The following is a 21,073-nucleotide window of genomic DNA, read 5'->3' as shown; positions in this document are numbered from 1 at the left end:
ACTTGTAAATCAAAATTATGAATTGGTGGCAGAGACTCAAGAAAAATTCTTTAGCGCAATTTGGGGCAACTCTACTATTAGTGTTCTATGTAGGAGTAATTGGGGCTGATTTTATCGCCCCCTATAATCCTTACGATTCACAGCCAAATGGTTCACTATTGCCACCAACCCGTATTCATTGGGTTTCCCCAGAAGGTGAATCTATTGGGCCCCATATTTATCCCACAACTCAAGGAGACATAAGTCTAGAAACAGGGGAACGGAAATTAATTATAGACCTTAAAAAACCAACACCGTTAGGTTTCTTTGTTTCCGGGACTGAATATAAATTATTTCAATTAAGTTTACCCCTACCTCCTAAATGGGATGAAGTCACCATTATTCCTGGTATACCCCTAAATTGGCATTTATTTGGTTCAACTGGCGAAGCAAAATGGAATATTTTGGGTACTGATGAACAAGGAAGAGATCAGTTTAGTCGTCTGCTTTATGGTGGTCGGATTAGTTTATTTATTGGTATTTTTGGCATCATCATCACCTATCCATTGGGCTTGCTGATAGGTGGTATATCTGGTTATTTCGGCGGTGTAATTGATAGTGTAATCATGCGTTTAGCAGAAGTGTTGATGACCTTTCCCAGCATTTATCTGTTAGCAGCATTATCAGGAGTGTTAAGTCCACAATTAACCAGTACACAAAGATTTTTATTAATTGTTGTTATTACATCTGTAATTAGTTGGGCAGGTTTAGCCAGAGTGATTCGTGGTCAAGTCCTATCAATTAAAGAACGGGAATTTGTACAAGCATCACTAGCCATGGGTGGTAAGCCGATTTATATTATTCGCCGTCATGTTCTGCCCCAAACGGCTAGTTATGCAATTATTTCTGCTACTCTAACAATTCCTAGTTTTATTGGTGCAGAAGCAGTTTTGAGTCTGATTGGTTTAGGCATTCAACAACCAGATCCCTCTTGGGGAAATATGCTTTCCTTAGCAAGTAATGCTTCAATTTTAGTATTACAACCTTGGCTGATTTTGCCACCTGCAATATTAATTATTCTCACTGTTTTAGCTTTCAACTTACTGGGTGATGGGTTGCGTGATGCCCTAGATCCCCAAAGTTTGCAGAGGTAAGCGGGGAAGATGCCATCGCTAACCCTATTTTCTTAGATGGAAATTTCAGAGCAATCAAGGAAAATATGATAGACAGTGATTGTATTTCCTGTTGAGCGATCATGTTCACTCACTAACTCATTTTGTAAAGAAGCAATAACTTGACCTTGGCTCAATTTTTGTCTTATAAAAAGGCTATTATCAGAGTCAGTAAATTTTCTATTTAGTTCTCTAAGAGTGTTCCAACTAAAAAAATGATCCAAAACGTCAGTCACTTCGACAAAAGATTTCAACAAACCATTTTTTCAAAGTTGGTAAGCGGTGAATCAGCTCTTCGATGTCCGCCATTGCTTGTTGTGTCAGTTTAACTCCTGTATGATAAATTGTCTCAACCAAATTAACCACAGGATTTTCGCCCTTGAAAGTTAGGGTAGAAGCGAATCGTAATACGGTTTCGGCACGGGTTTTTCCACCTCTATCGAACTCTCCGATTTTGATTCCCACCTTAGCATCTATAGAAGTTCTTAATGTTGTTGATTCATCATCCGCTTGTTGATTGATGCGATTAACTTCTTTTAAAGATGGCTTCTGTTTTTGGTATCTCTTTGATTGGTCTTGTTTTAGCCACCCTTTTTAAGCCATAAAGTTGAGCTTGTTTAGAATTGACTATTCTCTGAGCTGTAGAAACAGCAGCATAGATAGTAGGCTAGCTGAGGTTGATCCATCAAAGTTAGTTGGGAGCCTGTGAGCTTTCATAACACACAGGTTACATCTAAATTGACCGCAGGCTAAGGATGTAATGCTACTGCTTACTGTTAAATCAGCATCACATAACTGGAGGGTGGAGGTGTGTGATGTTGTATCTTTAGCTGATGACCAAACCTCTGCTAGTTGTTGTGCTAAGTTCTTGTGTGATGGTTGCTGCTGTACCAATCCTCAGATCCTGTCATATCTAGAAAATTACTCTTTTTGAAGGAATACCCGGACGCTAACATGGAAGTTTCTCTTTCATATTATCCTGTTGGTTTGCACTTTTCTACACAGCGAATATACTAGACCTGTCAGGAAAATTAACTTGGAGTCAAAAAAATGGTGGAAGGGAATTTTGAGGGTGTAGCAAAAGGAAAAATCTACTAAATTAACTATATTCAATAATATCCACATCGTAGAAAACAAATACTGGGAATAACTAACCATAAGTTTCAAGACTTGTTAGCCCAATGTGGAATGTAGCATAAAAAACTTCAAGGTGACATAGAAAGTAAAAAGATAGGTATAAATCAGAAAGGAGGAGGGGGGAAACGGAAACTAGAGATAAAAGAAAAAAGAAGAGGTATGTCTATGCTTATTCTATTGGAGGAAAATGCCAACATTTGAGGTTTTAGGTTTGCATTTCGGTATATGGAAAACGGAAGCAAAGGACACATTTCATTACTGGATAGAGATATTACGAAATGTTTTCCCTCCTAGTCTCCTTAAACAGGTAGAAAAAGATTATAGCGATTATGCCATGGTGACTCAGAACAAAAGGCAGGAAACAAAGAGTTTTCTACCAAGGGTATTTTTGTTAAACAGGTCATTAGACTTGTAAAAATATCCCGGGTACCTAAACAAAGATTTCCCCTGGATTGCCCAATTTACTCACAAGTAATTCTTACTAACTATTTGTGGTTTAGTCACATTAGGAATTGGTTCATTAGTTTTGCCCATTTCATACATGTTATGGATATGAGGTCACTTATTAATTTGTCATCAATATCTTCATGGATAGTTCCTATCTATCATTGATACAAGTCTATTAAGACAGATTATTATCTATATTTTATTGCTAGAATATTGGCATCAGTAATATGCTCGTGATTGTTTCTATTGGGAGGGAGAAATCATTGCTTTTAGATATGATTTAAACGATGAATTTAAGTACGACTTTAAAAAATCAGCTAACTGTAGATTTACAAGGAATTCATCAACTTTCTCTAAACTTAGTTGGGAAAAAAACCGGGCTATCTCCTAACCTATTCCCACATATTTGTCACTATTATTTAGAATAATAATTAGATAATAATTGCTATCCTGAAAAATAAGTGGGTGGAAATTCCTGCAAAATATCAGCAATACTGTTATATTTATTGGAAGACATAATTGCCTCCACTGGATAACATCCGTTCGAGCTTACTTACCAGCTTGATTAACTTCTGCCACCCTCTTCTTCACATCCCTCAACACAGTATTATAATCCTGCCTATCAGGATGCAGCTTAACCAACTTTTCCATTAGTGCGCTCGCACCCTTATCATCCCCTGAGTTTAACCGAATTATAGACAGTTTCTCCAAAGCCAACTGGTTATTCGGTTCTCTTTGTAAAACAAATTTATAACCCTGAGGCTATTTTTGCTCAGCCTCAGCCGATTGAACTACCACTAGTTCTTTAGGTTTTTCCCAAGCCTGTTTGACAGTATTAAACCCCCCGAATAGTTAGTATTGAACCAGCGAAGCCGAATAAGGAAATATTATATGTAACCATTTTTTGCTTTCTTGCAATTTGCTGACCACGTTTCTCTAGGTAATCACTTTCTGCACTTGCCATAGTTAAAATCTAGTGCGGTAAACACCTAGATAACAACAATCTTTCTCTCCTATCCTATTTACTGATATTACCCACAAAATACCAGAAACTATCATATTACGCCCAATCATCACGACGAGTTGAGTTATACTATTTCGGGTTTTGAATTGAGAATAAATACCTTTCTGTGTCCGGGTTGGAGCGGAACAATCGGTCACAATCATTTTTCAAATTGGTATTAGCTGATAAATATATAAAGATTTGCTGACATTTAGCCAAATTTGGTCTATCATTCATAATTTATAAGTTTGTGGTCGTGATTACCGTACAAAAACCAATTTTTAGTAAAAGACCAAAAAGAGTTATGGTATACTGGAAAAGTTAAGACTAGCTTTACAAAACTATAGCGCCCTACCCACCATTCAAAATTCTTAACCGGAAAGCAGTTTTAATCAAGCATTTACCCAAATAAAATCTGAAATACATCGAGGTTATGACTCAGCAAGTAATTCACCCTATGGTGAAATTGCAGCGTAACGTGCAATCACTCGTAGAATCCAATATTATCAAGCCCACTGATAGCATCTGGAAAATTGCCTTACTCTATGGCAATGACTGGCAGCACTGGAAACAGGAACTGCAAGACTTTGGTTTTAGTATGCAAGACCCAATTGCTGACCTACTAGCCGTGGAAAATTGGGACGAAAATTAACGGTTCTGGGTTTGCTAACTGGGGACTGGGAAAAGATTTTGACCAATTACCAATCACCCAGTTAATTACCATATTCTTCTTTATCCTTGTTTTTGTGAATAAATAAAGGGACAGTAGCCATTAAGACCTTTTTCTATCCGGTCTTTCAAAGCTCTGTTGTATTTGAATTTTTCTGCCTTGCAGTCGTTTAAAATATGAGCGATGATAAAGACTCTTGTGCCTTCAGTCTAAGCAGCTTTTCTGAGTTGGTCGCTTAAATTTTAGTGCTAGCAATCTGATAAACTTTATCCTAGTCTATAGGTCACTTTTAGCAGTAATTGGCTAACTTGATAGAAGTCTAAAGACTCAAAACCACTATTTCCCATACCAGATTATAAAAAACCTGAGGGGAGTTTGGAAACCCAGTGGCTTTTAGCCCTGGGAGGAAAAAGGAGAGGGTGGGCTAAAGCCCACTGTATCCATCTGTATCCCTAATATGGGCATCCCTTCTTGTGGATGGTCAACTAATCAAATCTATTAAGCCAGTGGTTCAACAACCGTAATACTCAACTGCAATATATCAAGGATACGCTCTTAATTAAGGGTATCACTAATCAACAAGTGAAACTTACAGCAAAACACAATAATCAAGTCAGAGATTACCTGAATAAGACAGCACGATTTATGGTGAATCACTGCATCCAAAATAGTATCGCTAATTTAATTCTTGGCTACAATCCTGCTATCAAACAAGAAATCAATATTGGTGGATGCAATAACCAAAACTTCGTCCAAATTCCTTTTCACACATTGTCTTCAGCTTATAAGGCAATGTGTGAAAGATATGGATTGAACTATCAGGAGCAAGACGAATCTTACACCTCCAAAGCCAGTGCGCTTGATGGTGATGAGATACCTGTTTACAACGCCGAGAATCCAAAAGAATATCAGTTCTCTGGTAAGCGAATTCAGCGTGGATTTTACAGGACAAAAAGTGCACATCTTGTGAATGCGGATCTGAATGGTTCACTAAATATTGGACGAAAAAGTAAGCACGAAGGTTTTCACCAAGTGTCGAGAGGGTCTTTGACCGCCCCAAGAAGGATTAATCTTCTTAAATTGCAAAGGAAAACGCCTAGCAAGCAATATGGCTTTAGCCTTTTGCGTAGCATCCTTTTAGAATCCCCTAGCCTTTAGGCTAGGGGAGAGTCAACAATCCCAAAATTGGTAAATTATCATGCAAACCTTAACTAAACCTCAGCTAGTCACCTTTGATGAGTTTATTCAGTGGAAGCCAGATAAGGGATTTTATGAACTCCATGATGGGGAAATCGTTGAAATGAATCCGCCAGTGGGAAAACACGAAAGAAGAACTGGGTTTTTAACTATAGACTTAGCTATAGAGTCTCGGCGCTTAAATCTTCCCTATTTCATCCCCGAACAAGCATTAGTTAAACCCTCAACCAGGGAATCGGCCTATTCTCGAGATGTTTTCTTTGTTGATAGACCCCACCAACCTAGTTAATGAACCACGGTGGGAAAAGGAGTCAACAGTTATCCAAGCTGATTCAGTACGGTTACTCATTGAAGTTGTGAGTACAAATTGGCGAGTTGATTACTATAAGAAATATAGTAGACCTCTTGCAAAATTGTTTCTGTAGTATGATAGAGAGTTTTAGATTTTATGTATTTTTGGTGTTCTTTGTGATCGCTAATTCAAACATAACCGTGTAACTCTAACTTTTGCATAAAACAAAGATAACCTCTGCATAAAACAAAGATAACCTCTCATGATAACATAAAATTAATTCTGCAATAGGTCTAGTGATTATGAGGAGATGGGAATTAAAGAATACTGGATTGTAGATTATCAGCCTTTTGGTGCTAATAAATTGGTTAGCGACCCTAAACAGCCTACTATTTTCGTTTGTTGTCTGGTTAAATATGAGTATCAAATCAACCAATTCAGAGGTGATGAACGGGTAATTTCATCTACCTTCCCAGAGTTGGGTTTAACAGCTAATCAGATTCTTCTAGCTGGTCACTGACATTAACGCTTTGGCTAAATCTTGAGCAGTTTGATAGCGATCCCGTGGTAGAGGTTCAGTTATACACTCAATAACTTCTCGGAGTTGATGTGTAATATTGGGCACAGTTTTAAGATCAAATGAAAAACCTCGTCCCCTTTGCCGGAAAAACTTCAAAGGATTTTCCCCTGTGAGTAAAAAAATCAAAGTTGGACCGATCGCATATAAATCCGATTGTATCAAAGGTTGTCCTCGTTCCTGTTCTGGAGCGCAATAACCTTCTGCGCCGATTCTTGTACCCGGTGCGGTTCCTGTTTCCTTGACAGCCCCAAAATCCAATACCACGATACGATTATTAGCACTCCTCACCATCAAATTAGCAGGTTTAATATCACGGTGAATCAGTGGTGGTTCTTGTCCATGGAGATATTCTAAAATATCACAGGTTTGAATCATCCAAGCGATCGCTTGATTAGGTGTAACAGGTCCAGTGTTATATATCCGTTTTTCTAAATCCTGTCCATGAATTAATTCCATTCCCAAATATTTTTTACCACCTTCGACAAAAAAGTCATAATACTTAGGAATTCCCGGATAATTAAGACATTTCAGAGCATTCGCTTCTCGTTCAAATAACTCTTGTGCTTTGGCTATTTTAGCCATATCCGCGTTCATCTGCTTTAACACCAACAACTGCGGTACTCCCGTACTCAAGCCCGTATCATCCCAAGCTAGGTAAGTAGTACCCATCCCTCCTTGTCCCAGAATTCTCAAAATCTGATAATGACGAATTCGCTGGAGAACAGTCAGCGGTTGACCACAATGAACACAAAATATATTGTTTGGCGAGTTTCCTTCGTGAGTACAACGAGAAATAGAGAGATTTTCCGTTTCCTGGTGTATGGGCTGCCAAGGAGCAACTGTCGGTTCTGGTATATCCTGAAGTTGGAATTTGAGTATGGGACCGCCCTGTGCTAATTGCAGCAGGGAATTATCTGGTAATGTACTTTTGGTAACCAGAACACCATTGAGAAAAGTACCATTTGTCCCTTGACTAATGACCTGCCAAGCATCACCCTTCTTACCAGTACCGAATTGTTTAAGTTCGAGATGATAGCGAGAAACTAAACTATCATTTAAAACAACGTGATTATCCACTGCTCTACCAATACGAATTATGGTATAACCCTCAAAGCGCCACTGGTTAAGGGGTGTTTTATGTTGCATGTCTAACAGGGTCAGAGTAACCACAAGAAAGCCTAAGAGTTAAGAGATGGAAATTGTTAATGCCAACTTTGCTGATTTGGAGAAACCTTTACCCGTATCAGTATACCTGTAATGTTGTCGTGGCCATTATATTCGTTCGCTAAATCAATTAAGTTGTTAAGACCTGATTCTAGATTAGCGCCAGAACTAAGCAGAGGTTCTAGATGAGTCTGCCAATTATTTTCTACTAAATCATTATCTGATAAACCGTCCGAAGCTAACAGCAGCAAAGTATCTTCACTAATTTCAAAAAAATCTACCTCTGGATGGACGAAATTTGCATCTCGTGGTCCAATAGCTTGGGTGAGTTGGTAGGCATCTGGACGAGCATAAGCAATAGCAGATTCTACACCTTTGGCTATTTCCCGCTGGCCAACTTCGTGATCTACAGTTATTTGTTCTAGTCCCCGTTGGCCTGTGCAACGATAAAGACGACTATCACCAACATGAGCAACTGCGGCTCTGGTATTATGCATTAATAACATCACCAAGGTAGTACCCATGCGCCCCACACCAGAACGCAGTCCTTGTTGATTGAGATTGTAGATCGTCTCATTAGCCAAAAAAACTGCTTTTTGGATACTTTCTGCGGTTGGGAGTTCTGCTGTCACCCAGTTTTCTTGAAAGTATTGTTGCAGAGTACTTACAGCTAACTCACTGGCTACTTCACCAGCAGCGTGTCCTCCCATACCATCACACAAAATATACAAACCTCGTGCTTGCAAATTCCGACTTCTGGGCAATTCCAGTTTTTGCTGCTTGCTGTTAATGCCAAAATAGTCTTCATTGTGATTTCTTTGACGACCAACGTCGGTGCGTCCTGTATTTTCCACACTCCTTAACTGCATTGACAATATAATTGTTGGTGCATCTTCGTTTTTATCGATTTCTTCACCATCATCATCATCTTGCAATATGGTGGATGCCGAAGGATATTTTGCCTCTGTAGAACTAAAATCATGATTGGCAGGTGGTTCTAGTTCCGTGGCTATTTCTTCCAATCGCGATCGCAATTCTTCCAAATTTTCAATCTTACCAATTTCTAAATCCTCCAACATCTTTACAACCGAACCAATTTGAGTGCGTTGGGACTGTTTACATAAAGTCTGCCAAACTCGTCCCAACGCCTTGATGGTTAAGGGTTGCTCCGCATGTTCTGATAAATTACTCCCAGGTATTTCCAGATGCAACCGTTGTAATCCCAATGTTTGATCTTCATCCAGTCGCAAATTAGATAATTCCAACAAACTTTGGCGACAATTCACCCGTTCCAGCACTCCCCAAAGATGAATCATCTGATAACACCAGTGCAGAATTTGTAAAGGATGGGTTGTCTGATCTTGCCACGCATCCAATAACAACTGCCAATGAGAACGGTCTTCAATCAAAATCACCTGTATATTATCTTGCTGCCATGCATCGTGGATTAGTGGTATTACGGATGGAGTTTCTGGTTGTAATACCACATAAGCTTTCGCTAAATTAGGAATTCCAATCACACTGAGGGATGGCACAATCAATCCATCTGGTTGATTTCCTAGCATCGCCTCAATAGGTGATATTTGATAGGGTTGGCAATCTAAAACCCTAACTTTAAGTTCAGTATTAGTCGCCATAACCTCTCGACTGGGTAATGGTGCCAGTAACTGATAGCGTTGTTCTCGATCTAAAAATGAGCCTACCGCAGATTGTGGCTGAGAGTTTATATTTCCCTGCATTTGTGTTAGTGCATGCCCAAATTCTGAAACTATAACAGGTGTTTCTTGGGTAATAATTGCCCACCAAATTGTGCCGCATTCTGCACCACAGTTTTGACAGTTTTGTGTATCTACAGAAACTTCATATCCACATTTATAACAAGCCCTATGAGTTAAAGACGTGCCACAATTTTGACAAAACTTGTTGTCATTGGGGTTTTCAAATTGACAGTGAGGGCAAATCAGCATAGTAGAAATTCCTTGATTTTCCTTCTAAGATGCTTATAGCCACTAGATTCAAAGTGCCACAATTAGCTAACCCTGATTACAGTGGATATACAGGAGAATATGGATTCACCACGGAAGATCGGTGACAGTATTAATTGTAATTGCCAATAGAAATTCTTATGAATCATTAAGAATAGCCATAGTCCGTGGATCAAAAAGTTGTCGGTGGAGATAACTCATGGGGAAGATGTTTTGGTATTTATGAGTATTTTCAAAGCATTTTTAGATAAATACCATCTACAAGGTGGTATATTCTTCACTTTTCTAGCTCTAAATAACTCAATAATTCATTCACCAATCCTGGGTTTTCCCCATAATCTACAACCAGCCTTAAGAGATATATAGGACTCCTATATAAGTTTGTGATTTACTCATAGTAGCTAGGCAACTTAAATCCGAGACTTGTGCAAAATTTGGATTTCTGGGGCTGTGAGGTAGCGCCATTCACCTGGTTGCAGACCATTTAATTGTAGGTTGGTAATACTGACCCGAATCAATCGCAAAGTCGGAAACCCTACTGCAGCAGTCATGCGCCGCACCTGACGGTTTTTTCCTTCTGTGAGAGTCATTTCCAGCCAAGCTGTAGGAATATTTTTTCTAAATCTAATCGGGGGATTGCGTTCACTGACCGTAGGTTCTTCTAAAAATAGCTTAACTTGAGCAGGACGAGTCTGGTAATTTTGAATTTCTACCCCTGTGCATAGCTTATTGATAGCTTCACCATCAGGAATGTGTTCTAACTGTACCCAGTAGGTGCGTTTATGACCAAATCGGGGGTTAGCGAGACGGTGCTGTAATTGTCCATCGTTTGTTAATAACATTAACCCTTCACTATCCCAGTCTAAACGTCCCACAGGATAGATTTCAGGAACATCAATATAGTCTTTCAGGGTAATGTGTTTGGGAGATTCTTGAGTAAATTGACTCAGAACTCCATAGGGTTTATGAAAAATAATATACTTAAAGTCATTAGTCATTAATCGGTGGTAATTCCAAAATGGTGATCGCCCAGCAGTACCATAATATTTAACCAGAATAGATGCGATCGAGTCTTTAACCCAAGACGGGTTGTGTAACCAACTACAAACTCTTTTTACCCCCACATCCTCACAATTTATAACCCCTCTCGCCCTATTCAAAACCAAAATGCTACAATCTACACCATGCTAGGGGTGCCTGCACAACAAGGCTGAGAACAAACTCTTAACACCTGAGTCTGGGTAATACCAGCGGAGGGAAGCTGTATATTGAGGATTGTAATATGCGTACAGAATGGGTAGCCAAGCGGCTTGGACAAGGCAATGTATCGCAAATGCACTACGCCCGTCAGGGTGTCATCACCGAAGAAATGCACTACGTAGCCAAGCGGGAAAATCTTCCTGCTGAACTGATCCGCGAAGAAGTGGCACGGGGAAGGATGATTATCCCTGCTAATATTAATCACACTAACTTAGAACCGATGGCGATCGGTATCGCTTCTAAATGTAAAGTAAATGCCAATATCGGCGCTTCTCCAAACTCTTCCAACCTGCAAGAAGAAGTCGATAAACTAAACTTAGCAGTAAAATATGGTGCAGATACCGTCATGGACTTGTCCACAGGAGGCGGTAATTTAGATGAAATTCGCACTGCAATTATCAACGCTTCACCTGTTCCCATTGGCACAGTTCCAGTTTACCAAGCGTTAGAAAGCGTTCACGGCACAATTGAACATCTCACCGCTGACGACTTTCTCCACATCATCGAAAAACACGCCCAGCAAGGGGTAGACTATCAAACCATCCACGCGGGAATTTTAATAGAACATTTACCCTTGGTCAGAAGCCGCATTACAGGTATTGTTTCTCGCGGTGGTGGAATTTTAGCGCGGTGGATGTTGCATCACCACAAACAGAACCCCCTGTATACCCATTTCAACGACATCATTGAGATTTTCAAAAGATATGATGTTTCCTTCAGTTTAGGCGACTCCTTGCGCCCTGGATGTACCCATGATGCCTCAGATGAAGCCCAGTTAGCAGAACTGAAAACCCTGGGAAATCTCACCCGCAAGGCTTGGGAAGATGATGTCCAAGTCATGGTAGAAGGTCCTGGTCACGTACCAATGGATCAAATTGAGTTCAACGTCCGCAAGCAAATGGAAGAGTGTTTAGAAGCACCATTCTATGTTCTTGGTCCTTTGGTAACAGATATTGCTCCTGGTTACGACCATATTACTTCAGCAATTGGGGCAGCAATGGCGGGATGGTATGGTACTGCAATGCTGTGTTACGTGACTCCCAAAGAACATTTAGGTTTACCTAACGCTGAAGACGTGCGAAATGGGTTAATTGCTTATAAAATTGCCGCTCATGCAGCGGATATTGCTAGACATCGGCCAGGTGCTAGAGATAGAGATGATGAACTTTCGAAAGCTCGATATAATTTTGATTGGAATCGTCAATTTGAGTTATCTTTAGACCCAGAAAGAGCGAAGGAATATCACGATGAAACTTTACCCGCAGATATCTATAAAACTGCTGAGTTCTGTTCTATGTGTGGACCGAAGTTCTGTCCAATGCAGACTAAGGTTGATGCTGATGCGTTGACTGAGTTGGAGAAGTTTTTAGCGAAAGAACCTGTAGCTCAAGTTTAAACACCGAACAACATAATCCCCGATTTCTTAAAGAAATCGGGGATTTGAAATATAAAATCATATGAAAATATTTTCTTACTTTAATAAATCGTCAATCTCATGACAAATTTGAGAACATTTAGAGGAAAAATTAACACCTCTAGGAACAATTAAAAATAGCAAAAAAGTTAAAACTGAAGTTCAATAAATTCATGTTTGGATTGAACTATTTCCTTGTGAGAATCAGAATAATTTCCCTTTGGGTTTATTAGAAAAAATGGCGACAACTCAATATTTATTTGATCCTTTTCGCAACCCACCCTCTGAATTAGAACTATTGACAAGTTCTAGAAATTCATTAGCATAAAAACATGAATTAACAAATGATTATATGTTGACAAGTAATGAGTTTTCATTGGCAGAAATTTCAGAAATAAAGCTGCCAGCACATAGAACATTAAAAGTGACTGATGACGATATAGATGGTTTTCTTGATTATAGGAAAGGTAATTATACGTTTATTATTTTATCTTTTTTAGATCCAAATCTAAAATATGGTCACTTAAAGTTTCATCAAGGCCACATATACCCAGCGTCACAATTTACCGATGCTAAACTAAATACAAATAATATTGATTTCGATAAATATAGACTGTTTTAATATCTGAGAGATAAATTACTCAACTTCCAACTTATGGAAGGTTTAGAAAATATTACAAAAAACGATACTCATTTTAAAGATTGGCTTTCAGGTCAACCAGATAAAGATAAATGTTTGACAGATAACTATATTGATATAAATCAAAGTGTTGAACTTAAAGGTTTTGAAGATTTTTTTGAAAAGAGAAGAAATAAATTGAAGACGGAATTACAAAAACTGCAGAAATAGCGATTGAAATAGCGATTCAAAAACTTTACAGTGCGATCGCTTGCTGTGAGAGATGCGATAGCGAGGCTAACCGAAGGTATCGCTTGTGGTGATGGTAGTGCGATTGTGGAAAGTTGATGAATTTCTTTTTCTAACCCTTTCCACTTTTTTTGACAAGTTTTTTTTCTGCATCACTTTCTGCAAAGAGTGGTATTTAATTATCTAAATCTTCAATTTCTCTCTTTTTCTGATTGAGCTTAATGTGTGTAGCTGCAAAATTACTAATCTCTGAGGAAATATTCTATTTAATATCATTTATTAACTTCGCTATTTTGTGTTTTTATTATTTAGTTTCACCACAGCCGTATCTTTTTACAGCATTTCTGTAGCTTTCAATATTCCATTGATTTTTTTCCCAAGTTGGAGGAAAATCCCAATTTAAAGGAACGCGATTTATTAACGAGTTTCTGCACCTGATATTAATATAAATATTATGTAATGTTTGTAATTGGGTAGAATTAGTTTGTTCTGTATAGTAGGCATTTTTTAAAATATCAATAACCGCAACCGATAAATATTTACAAATTTTAAATTTATATCTACACCAAATAAATAATTTTCAAGAATTGTCCGCTTTTCATGAAAAAGCACTTTCTGTATACGTTGAATTTCTGGATTTTTGGGTTGATATTCAAATGGCTGCCCATCATGATCAAAAATAATTAATTCATCATTCTTTATTTATATTATTTATATCTGATAAATACTTAATGTCTTATCTTTCGTGTCAAATAAAATTTGAAGCTCGCTTTTGATAACAAGAATTTCATTCAAAGCCGAAACTGAAAAATTTCCTGTTACTACGGCTGAGCTACAAATTTCTAAACTATTAATAATGTAATTGGCTTCTTTTCGAGAATCAACTTTCTCATATGAAAGTTGAATATCTTGGCAATTCCAACCTTTAATTTAATTAAATTAAATTTATGTATAACTGATCTGCGAATAGTTTCACGACAGATATACATGCTAATAAAACTAGGAGTAAAGAAAGAAGCATCTTTATAATTATTGAGTCTTTCAAAAATTAATCCCAGAACAGAAGCATTAATTAATGTTTGATGTTGTGTTTGTATTTCTTCTGCACCTTGATTACTAAAATCATAACCATTGAGAACAGAATTAAAAAAAAATACTCTAGTGCGTTTATTACCATAATTATCCTTAATAATAGTTACGGGGAAAATAGACAGCTTTTTATCAAAGCTTCAGCTGCTTATTGTAATAGTTAATTCTTGAATATGTGTTCCTTCAAAAAATGAAACGTTTAAGTAAGCAACATGACCAAAAATATTTTTCGAACTTTGGTCCCGTTCACTAGATAGATAATTAAAAGTCCTGAAAAAAAGGTGGTTCAGTTCGTTAAAGCTCGGTATTTTTCACAACTGTAAAATCTTAAAGGCTGTATCGTTTTTGTGGAATTTTAAAAGTTCAAATTCAAGAGATTCAAAAAAATAATCGGAGTGACGCAAGTAATTACTAATTCTAAAGCAATTTGAGAAATTTGCTGTTACTAGGTGTTACCAAATTTGTGAAGGTTTTCTAATCTGGTAATTTTTTCTAAAAATTCTGGCTGAGTAGTGGTATTCTCAATCAATGAAGCTGAATAACGTTCTCCTTGTTTTTTAGGCCTAATTATTTCTTCACCACTTTCCTGAACTTCGGTTAAACCAATTATGTGTAGTACTTCACTGTAAGGTTTTTTATTCAGGCTGTTATTATCATTATCTATCTGCAAAAACTAACTCTATACTCATCATTTATCCTTATTTTGCTGTTGCTAGGCTACACGAATGAATATAATATATCTGTACTATCCTAACGCATTTGTGAAAAAATCTTGAGACAAGTTGATACTTTTTATAAAAAACTCGTAAAATTATCTCTGAAGATGAATATAAAAAAAATATGATCCGGTTTGTTTTAACAGGAATTTTGCTGTTATTAATGACAGCTTGTACTAGTTTAGCATTGCTACCGACTTATGACTTAGTGGAGAAAGGAATTATGATACAACTGGAACAAACCCAACAGGGACTTCAGCAAAAAGTGGATTTAGATTTTCAAAAGTTTGATATTAAGGGAGTGTCAATTACTCAACAACAGCCTTTGAATATTGGCAATTTACCTGCTTATCATGTCCAAGGGACTTATGATTTAATTTTTAAATTACCAAACCAAGAAATCTCTCAGCTACAAAAACCCTTTGACATTTATCTGCAAATTCAACGAGAAGGTAAAAGTTGGCGTTTGCTACTACCGGAAAAAAATGATAGGACCCCTTCGATTTGGCATAGTTATCTGATTCTTTAGTAGCTCTAATCCCCCAATGATTTACAGCGATTTTCAAGTAAATAAACCACATCTTTGTTATTTCTCTCATAGTCGTTTAGCTCCTCCTAGATCCTCCTTAAAAACGAGGACTTTGATCAGGTTATTCTTTTCAGAGGGGTTGGGGGGATATCGATACAACACTAGATTTTACAAACATTTTCTAAAATCCAACATGGTATTAGATGTTGACTTTCGATTTAATATTTGGTATTATGAAGTCCATAAGAAAGAACTACTTTGAATTTCAATAATCCTAGTTTTGATAAACTCTACCCTTGCAAGGTCCTCCCCTTCCTTGCCAATGACGGTTAGCAGAGTCTAAAGTCATCAAGGTATAGAGAAAGGCAATGATGCGTAAATGAAATGCTAACCAAGGGCTGCATTTGTAAAAACGGATGATGGAAAAATATGCAAATGTCATTAATAGCTAGGTTAATAAACACGTGAGAGTCATTAGCAAATTTCCTAATACTAAACCCAAGATAATTCCCATGACTGGTATTATATAAACTAAGGTCATTTTTAACACGCTACCTGTTAATAACAAGGGTGAATAATTGAGTTGTATGTAGGTACTATGGGCTACCATATTGCAGATAGAATCTAAGGAATTGTAAGGACGCAAACTATAAGTTAACGCACTTAATCCTAACCAAATTTTTCCTTGATTAGATTTAACGGCTTTTGCTAAAGAACAATCATCAATTAAAGCTTGGCGAATAACTTGCAGTCCACCAATATTGTTGAGAGTTTCGCGCCGAATTAAAATACAACCACCAGCGGCTGCGGCAGTGGCTTTTTTGGAGTTATTTACCCAGTGAAAAGGGTAGAGTTTTTGGAAGAAAAAGACAAAAGTAGGCATCAATAATTGTTACTAAAAACTTTGACAACGCAGTCGGACGATGATAGATACTAAATCTAAATTCTCTTTTTCAGCTTTGCCAATTAATCGGCGCAGATTACTAATATCATGTTCTATATCTGTATCGGTAAGTAAAAAATAATCGGGTTGTAATTGACTGGCTTTTTGTACACCTTGTTCCATTGCCCAAAGTTTACCAGTCCAAGTAGCAGGCAAATCTACACTAGAGACTATATGTAATTGTGGCAGTTTGTCTACTGCGTAAGGTACTCCCTCGGGAAAATTTGCTGTACCATCTGTACTTTGATCATCCACCAAAAAGACTTGGAAATTACCAGGATACTCTTGGAGAAGAAGCGATCACAAAGTAAAGTAATGGGGATGACTCAACTTCATTCCGCGCTGGAACTACCACACACACAGTAGGTAGTGATTGTTTTGTAGAGGGTTTGTATACAACGTCTTTATTGGTTCCTAACTGCTGATCTACCCGCCAAAACTGCCCCCAAAACAAGAGTAAAAATAACCATATTGCTAAAGATAAAACTATCAACCCCAACAAAGTTCCTACCATAACGCTTGCAAATTCTCACTAACTCAGACAAAAGACATTGTGTGTTAATTTTGGGGAAGAATATCCTCTACCCACGGTTATGTTCTTAATTATTATTTGGTGCTGAGGTAAATAATTTATGAAAACATAAGATAGGGGCAAAGTCAAGCAAATTACAGAAGCGATTGCAGTTAGTCAACAACATCTGTTGTCAATTCAAAAACCAGATGGTTACTGGTGGGGAGAATTAGAATCTAATGTCACCATCACGTCCGAAGCTGTACTGCTACATAAAACTTGGGGAACAGATAAAACTCGACCTTTGCATAAAGTTGAAACCTATCTGCCATCGCAACAACGAGAACATGTGGCCTGGGAACTATTCTACGGAGATGCTGGGTACACCTAATAACTGTAGAAGCCTAAATGGCCTGCGGTTATTAGGTGTACCCACCACAGATCCCCCCCTAATTCGCGCTAAAACTTTGATACTTGAAAAAGGTGGAATTAGCAAAACACGCATTTTCACCAAATTACATCTGGCCTTAATTGGTTGCTACCATTGGCGCGGTTTACCATCATTACCACCTTAGGTAATGCTACTACTACCCAATAGTTTCCCCTTCAATATTTATGAACTTGCTATAGAAATCATATTTGATTTTTGAAAAAGACTAAGAGATAATACCGAGAAAGTGTCTTGTCTAATAGCTAACAATCATCAACCAGGAGCTACAATCTAAAATTGCAGAACTACAAGAATTTATAGATGAGCGTCCAGATGCAAGGGAAGTAAGAAAAGCATTGGCAGTGAAGCTGGTTTATCAAAGCTACAAGTATGAGGAAATTCAAACAATTTTAGATGTTTCAGTTGGTTCAATAACAACATGGAAACAAGCCTATGAGAAAGATAGAATTTTAGGACTGCGCCTGAAACACAAAGGGAGAAAAAGCCACTTGAATACTCAACAAAGAGAAGAAGTACTGGCTTGGTTACAAACGAAGGAATGTTGGAAGCTTGGCGAAATTGAGTATAAATTGGCTTTTGAATATGATGTACTTTATGAATCAAAACGTAGTTATTATGACTTGTTTGATGCGGCAGGAATTAGTTAGAAGAAAACATCTTCAGGAAATCCAAAAGCTAATGAAGAAGCAGTTGCCGCAAAAAAAAGAGATTTCATCATTGTTGGCGACCTGCCGAGAAGATATAGAAGCTGGGCTATTGAGAGTTTTGCTATTAGATGAGTGTCATTTACTTTGGGGAGATAGTATTGGATATGTTTGGGGTAGAACTGACCAAGAAATAAGCATTCCAATTAGTATTAGTAACGAACGAGATAAACAAACTTATTATGGAGCAGTTGACTATTTAGGTAAAAATTTATTGCTGAAAACCTATGATACAGCTAACTCAAAAAATACTATTGATTATCTCAGCTATTTACTAGAAGAGTCACCTAACCAACAATTGCTTATTTTTTGGGATGGAGCTAGTTATCATCGTTCAAAAGAAATTCAAAATCCTTTAGCATCTATTAACCAAGGTTTACCTTTAGAGCAATGGAAAATTTATTGCGTCCGCTTTGCTTCTAACTGTCCCTCTCAAAACCCCATAGAAGATGTTTGGTTGCAAGGGAAAACTTGGCTGCGACGTTTTTGTGCTTTAATCCCAACATTTTCTCATCTTAAGTGGATGTTTGAGTGGTTCATTCAAAACACTACCTTTGATTTTCCATCTCTCCAGATGTACGGAGCATTTTCATAAATCAAATACTAGTCCTATAGCTGGGCGCGTTCTAGCACAGTTCCATTATTAATCGTCTTTGATCGTAAACCAATCTTTGAAATTCAACAACCCATAAATTTAGATGAACTATATCTAGAAGGTGTGAATAACGTCAAATGGGAATTACCAAAAAATGGTGATTTGTCATATATATTCAACATCTTTGATAATGGGTTTAAAATAGCAGAGGTGTTAAACTTCATACCTTTTAGAAACGAAGGAATTAAAGCCGGAGAAAAGTGGATTTTAGAACGGCAAGAAGCCACCGGTAACTGGGAGGGAATTATTGCCGCCATGTTAAATTCTCTATTATCCTTAAAGTGTTTAGATTACGATGCTAACGACCCAATTATATATGGTGCTTTAAAAGCAGTTGATAATGTTACGATTGAAACAGAAAAGAGTTACTGTGTCCAACCTTGTGTTTCTCCCGTGTGGGATACAACTTGGGCAATTCGCTCCTTAATTGATTCAGGTTTAGCACCAGATCATCTCAAAATAGTCAAAGCTGGAGAATGCTTAATAGACAAACAAATCCTCGATTATGGGGATTGGTCTGTAAAAAATCACCAGGGAAAACCCGGCGCTTAGGCGTTTGAATTTGACAACTGCTTTTATCCCGACGTTGATGATTCTGCCGTAGTTGTCATGGCTTTAGATCACGTACAATGACCCAATCAAACACTAAAAAAACAAGTAATGAATCTGGCCCTCAACTGGATTGCATCAATGCAATGTCAACCAGGAGGGTGGGCAGCTTTTGATGTTGATAATAATCAAGATTGGCTCAATTCTGTACCCTATGGTGATTTAAAAGCCATGATTGATCCTAACACAGCTGATGTCACCGCTAGAGTATTAGGAATGTTGGGGGCTTGTAACTTATCAATTCAACCAGATAACTTAGAAAAATCCCTTGATTATCTTCTTAATGAACAAGAAATAGAAGGTTATTGGTTTGGACGTTGCCGTGTAAATTACATCTATGGAACTAGCGGTGTTTTATCAGCTTCAGCTTTAATCAATCCACAAAAATACCCCACCACTTCAGGGCGAACGCATGTAGATATAGTACATATATACTAAGAAATCAGAAAGGTAGGGAGGGCTGATGATATGGAGGTTGACCAATGAGGCTCTGATGGTAAAGTCATTGTAAAAGTAGAAGAAGAAAGTCCCAAAAAGTGTGAAGCTCAAGCCCAAAATCACGATTAATGACCACCTTGCACAGATGGAAGATCCAAGAGTAGAGGGGAGGAAACGACACAAGTTAATTGACATTCTTACCATTGGAATTTGTGCAGTAATTTGTGAAGCAGATAGTTGGGTGGCAATTGAACTGTATGGCTGCACAAAATATAAGTGGTTAAAAACCTTTTTAGAACTAGGAAATGGGCTCCGGTCCCAGGACACATTTGGAAGGGTATTTGCACAATTGAATCCGCAAAAATTTCAAAATTGTTTCTTGAACTGGATCAAATCAGTACATAAGATAAGGGATGGTGAAGTTGTGGCAATTGACGGGAAAACTTTATGTAGTTCTCATGGTAAAAATAGTGACTAGAGTGCAATCCAAATGGTAAGTGTATGGGCAACTACAAATAGATTAGTGTTGGGACAGGTGAAGGTGCATGAGAAGTCACATGAAATTACAGCAATTCCCGAATTATTAAAGGTTTTAGAATTAGCTGGATGTATTGTCAGGATTGATGCCATCGGGTGTCACAAAGACATAGTAAAGTTAATTACGCAAGAAAATGCAGATTATGTAATCACTTTAAAAAAGAACCAAGGTAATCTGTATGAGTCAGTAGAACAGCTATTTAAGTCAGGGATAAGTACAGGTTTTTAAGAGCTTCAACATAGCACATATAAACCCGAAGCAATATGGCATAGTCGTCATGAGATCCGCAATTATGTGATGTTACCTGGAATTGGGTTTCAGCTTGACCCTGATTCGGTTTGGTCAAATCTAAAAAGTGTTGGGATGGTAGAATCTATCGGACAAGTGGATGATAAAACAACAGTAGAGACTCGTTATTTTATTAGTAGTCTTGACTCAAATGGAGAACAATTGGCTAATTCTGTCCGCAGCCATTGGGCAATAGAAAATTCATTGCATTGGGTATTAGATGTAGCTTTAAAACAAGATGACTGCCAGATTAGGAAAGATAATGCTCCACAAAACTTTGCAGTAATGCGGCAGATAGCAGTCGATCTTTTGGGTAAAGAGAACCCCGTGAAGCGGGGGATAAAAAATAAACAGTTTTTGGCAGCAGTGGATAATAACTCTTGAGAAAGAGTTTTAGCTTTAGCCTCAACTAACTTGTCAACAATTTACTTAAT

Annotated in this window: 17 protein-coding genes, 7 pseudogenes and 1 riboswitch; of the genes and pseudogenes, 16 read left to right on the top strand and 8 right to left on the bottom strand. The window is 37.7% G+C overall.

Features of this window, described 5'->3' with window-relative positions:
- Nucleotides 1-17: 17 nt before the first annotated feature.
- Nucleotides 18-1,133, top strand: a complete 1,116-nt coding sequence (locus AAZO_RS19125) for an ABC transporter permease (protein WP_013192510.1) — start codon at nucleotides 18-20, stop codon at nucleotides 1,131-1,133.
- Nucleotides 1,134-1,379: 246 nt separating this feature from the next.
- On the opposite strand, the pseudogene AAZO_RS44035 reads toward AAZO_RS19125, so the two are convergent.
- Nucleotides 1,380-1,755, bottom strand: a pseudogene (locus tag AAZO_RS44035) (ISAzo13-like element transposase-related protein); the annotation flags it as partial.
- A 720-nt stretch (nucleotides 1,756-2,475) separates the two neighbouring features.
- Between AAZO_RS44035 and AAZO_RS19115 the strand changes: the two are divergent.
- Together AAZO_RS19115 and AAZO_RS34230 are read left to right on the top strand one after the other, a co-directional pair.
- Nucleotides 2,476-2,703, top strand: coding sequence for a transposase family protein (locus AAZO_RS19115; RefSeq protein ID WP_041641430.1), 228 nt, complete (start codon nucleotides 2,476-2,478; stop codon nucleotides 2,701-2,703).
- A 319-nt stretch (nucleotides 2,704-3,022) separates the two neighbouring features.
- Nucleotides 3,023-3,163, top strand: a complete 141-nt coding sequence (locus AAZO_RS34230) for a hypothetical protein (protein ID WP_013192509.1) — start codon at nucleotides 3,023-3,025, stop codon at nucleotides 3,161-3,163.
- 121 nt (nucleotides 3,164-3,284) lie between these two features.
- On the opposite strand, the gene AAZO_RS42780 is transcribed toward AAZO_RS34230, so the two are convergent.
- Nucleotides 3,285-3,446 (bottom strand): hypothetical protein, encoded by a 162-nt coding sequence (locus tag AAZO_RS42780; protein ID WP_338026936.1) that lies wholly within the window; start codon nucleotides 3,444-3,446, stop codon nucleotides 3,285-3,287.
- A gap of 725 nt (nucleotides 3,447-4,171) precedes the next feature.
- Between AAZO_RS42780 and AAZO_RS19105 the strand changes: the two genes are divergently transcribed.
- The 4 genes and pseudogenes from AAZO_RS19105 to AAZO_RS19090 form a co-directional block, all read left to right on the top strand.
- Complete coding sequence (locus AAZO_RS19105; protein WP_013192507.1) at nucleotides 4,172-4,390, top strand: DUF4327 family protein; 219 nt, start codon at nucleotides 4,172-4,174, stop codon at nucleotides 4,388-4,390.
- A 600-nt stretch (nucleotides 4,391-4,990) separates the two neighbouring features.
- Nucleotides 4,991-5,566, top strand: a complete 576-nt coding sequence (locus tag AAZO_RS19100; RefSeq protein ID WP_228371289.1) for an IS200/IS605 family accessory protein TnpB-related protein — start codon at nucleotides 4,991-4,993, stop codon at nucleotides 5,564-5,566.
- Between the two features lie 40 nt (nucleotides 5,567-5,606).
- Nucleotides 5,607-5,894: a Uma2 family endonuclease gene (locus AAZO_RS19095; protein WP_049790822.1), complete on the top strand. Its 288-nt coding sequence runs from the start codon at nucleotides 5,607-5,609 to the stop codon at nucleotides 5,892-5,894.
- Between the two features lie 310 nt (nucleotides 5,895-6,204).
- Nucleotides 6,205-6,417, top strand: a pseudogene (locus AAZO_RS19090) (Uma2 family endonuclease); the annotation flags it as partial.
- Here the strand turns inward: AAZO_RS19090 and AAZO_RS19085 are convergent.
- Nucleotides 6,403-7,647, bottom strand: a complete 1,245-nt coding sequence (locus AAZO_RS19085; protein WP_013192506.1) for an FHA domain-containing serine/threonine-protein kinase — start codon at nucleotides 7,645-7,647, stop codon at nucleotides 6,403-6,405. The pseudogene AAZO_RS19090 and the gene AAZO_RS19085 sit on opposite strands and share 15 nt — an antisense overlap.
- A gap of 32 nt (nucleotides 7,648-7,679) precedes the next feature.
- Nucleotides 7,680-9,608, bottom strand: a complete 1,929-nt coding sequence (locus AAZO_RS19080; protein ID WP_013192505.1) for a serine/threonine phosphatase — start codon at nucleotides 9,606-9,608, stop codon at nucleotides 7,680-7,682.
- Nucleotides 9,609-9,806: 198 nt separating this feature from the next.
- On the opposite strand from AAZO_RS19080, the gene AAZO_RS39225 reads away from it, so the two are divergent.
- The gene (locus AAZO_RS39225; RefSeq protein ID WP_228371288.1) at nucleotides 9,807-9,992 is read left to right on the top strand and encodes a hypothetical protein; all 186 of its coding nucleotides are present in this window, start codon (nucleotides 9,807-9,809) and stop codon (nucleotides 9,990-9,992) included.
- 44 nt (nucleotides 9,993-10,036) lie between these two features.
- On the opposite strand, the gene AAZO_RS19075 is transcribed toward AAZO_RS39225, so the two are convergent.
- The gene (locus AAZO_RS19075; protein WP_013192504.1) at nucleotides 10,037-10,624 is read right to left on the bottom strand and encodes an rRNA large subunit pseudouridine synthase E; all 588 of its coding nucleotides are present in this window, start codon (nucleotides 10,622-10,624) and stop codon (nucleotides 10,037-10,039) included.
- Nucleotides 10,625-10,805: 181 nt separating this feature from the next.
- A riboswitch (TPP riboswitch) is annotated at nucleotides 10,806-10,902 on the top strand.
- A gap of 6 nt (nucleotides 10,903-10,908) precedes the next feature.
- Between AAZO_RS19075 and thiC the strand changes: the two genes are divergently transcribed.
- The 3 genes from thiC (at nucleotide 10,909) to AAZO_RS27285 (ending at nucleotide 13,150) form a co-directional block, all read left to right on the top strand.
- The gene (thiC, locus tag AAZO_RS19070) at nucleotides 10,909-12,282 is read left to right on the top strand and encodes a phosphomethylpyrimidine synthase (RefSeq protein ID WP_013192503.1); all 1,374 of its coding nucleotides are present in this window, start codon (nucleotides 10,909-10,911) and stop codon (nucleotides 12,280-12,282) included.
- A gap of 370 nt (nucleotides 12,283-12,652) precedes the next feature.
- A complete protein-coding gene (locus AAZO_RS19065) occupies nucleotides 12,653-12,922 on the top strand; it encodes a hypothetical protein (protein WP_013192502.1) in 270 nt (89 codons plus the stop codon).
- Nucleotides 12,923-12,955: 33 nt separating this feature from the next.
- A complete protein-coding gene (locus AAZO_RS27285) occupies nucleotides 12,956-13,150 on the top strand; it encodes a hypothetical protein (RefSeq protein ID WP_013192501.1) in 195 nt (64 codons plus the stop codon).
- 1,247 nt (nucleotides 13,151-14,397) lie between these two features.
- Here the strand turns inward: AAZO_RS27285 and AAZO_RS44655 are convergent.
- Both AAZO_RS44655 and AAZO_RS27280 read right to left on the bottom strand, forming a co-directional pair.
- Nucleotides 14,398-14,565 (bottom strand): type IIG restriction enzyme/methyltransferase, encoded by a 168-nt coding sequence (locus AAZO_RS44655; RefSeq protein WP_476691482.1) that lies wholly within the window; start codon nucleotides 14,563-14,565, stop codon nucleotides 14,398-14,400.
- A gap of 137 nt (nucleotides 14,566-14,702) precedes the next feature.
- Entirely contained in the window at nucleotides 14,703-14,927 is a 225-nt protein-coding gene (locus AAZO_RS27280; protein ID WP_049790819.1) for a type IIG restriction enzyme/methyltransferase, read from the bottom strand.
- Between the two features lie 170 nt (nucleotides 14,928-15,097).
- Between AAZO_RS27280 and AAZO_RS19055 the strand changes: the two genes are divergently transcribed.
- The gene (locus tag AAZO_RS19055; RefSeq protein ID WP_013192500.1) at nucleotides 15,098-15,502 is read left to right on the top strand and encodes a hypothetical protein; all 405 of its coding nucleotides are present in this window, start codon (nucleotides 15,098-15,100) and stop codon (nucleotides 15,500-15,502) included.
- 274 nt (nucleotides 15,503-15,776) lie between these two features.
- Here the strand turns inward: AAZO_RS19055 and AAZO_RS19050 are convergent.
- A pseudogene (locus AAZO_RS19050) lies at nucleotides 15,777-16,959 on the bottom strand (glycosyltransferase).
- A 151-nt stretch (nucleotides 16,960-17,110) separates the two neighbouring features.
- Here AAZO_RS19050 and AAZO_RS31340 point away from each other — a divergent pair.
- The 4 pseudogenes from AAZO_RS31340 to AAZO_RS19020 form a co-directional block, all read left to right on the top strand.
- Nucleotides 17,111-17,528, top strand: a pseudogene (locus tag AAZO_RS31340) (squalene--hopene cyclase); the annotation flags it as partial.
- Between the two features lie 154 nt (nucleotides 17,529-17,682).
- Nucleotides 17,683-18,706 (top strand): annotated as a pseudogene (locus AAZO_RS32920) (IS630 family transposase).
- Nucleotides 18,707-18,724: 18 nt separating this feature from the next.
- A pseudogene (locus tag AAZO_RS19025) lies at nucleotides 18,725-19,765 on the top strand (squalene--hopene cyclase); the annotation flags it as partial.
- A 148-nt stretch (nucleotides 19,766-19,913) separates the two neighbouring features.
- Nucleotides 19,914-21,023: pseudogene (locus AAZO_RS19020) on the top strand (ISAs1 family transposase).
- Nucleotides 21,024-21,073: the final 50 nt, after the last annotated feature.

This window comes from 'Nostoc azollae' 0708, from assembly GCF_000196515.1.
Classification (GTDB): domain Bacteria; phylum Cyanobacteriota; class Cyanobacteriia; order Cyanobacteriales; family Nostocaceae; genus Trichormus_B; species Trichormus_B azollae.
Note: the sequence above shows the minus strand (reverse complement) of the source record. Positions and strands in the feature narration are given on the sequence as shown.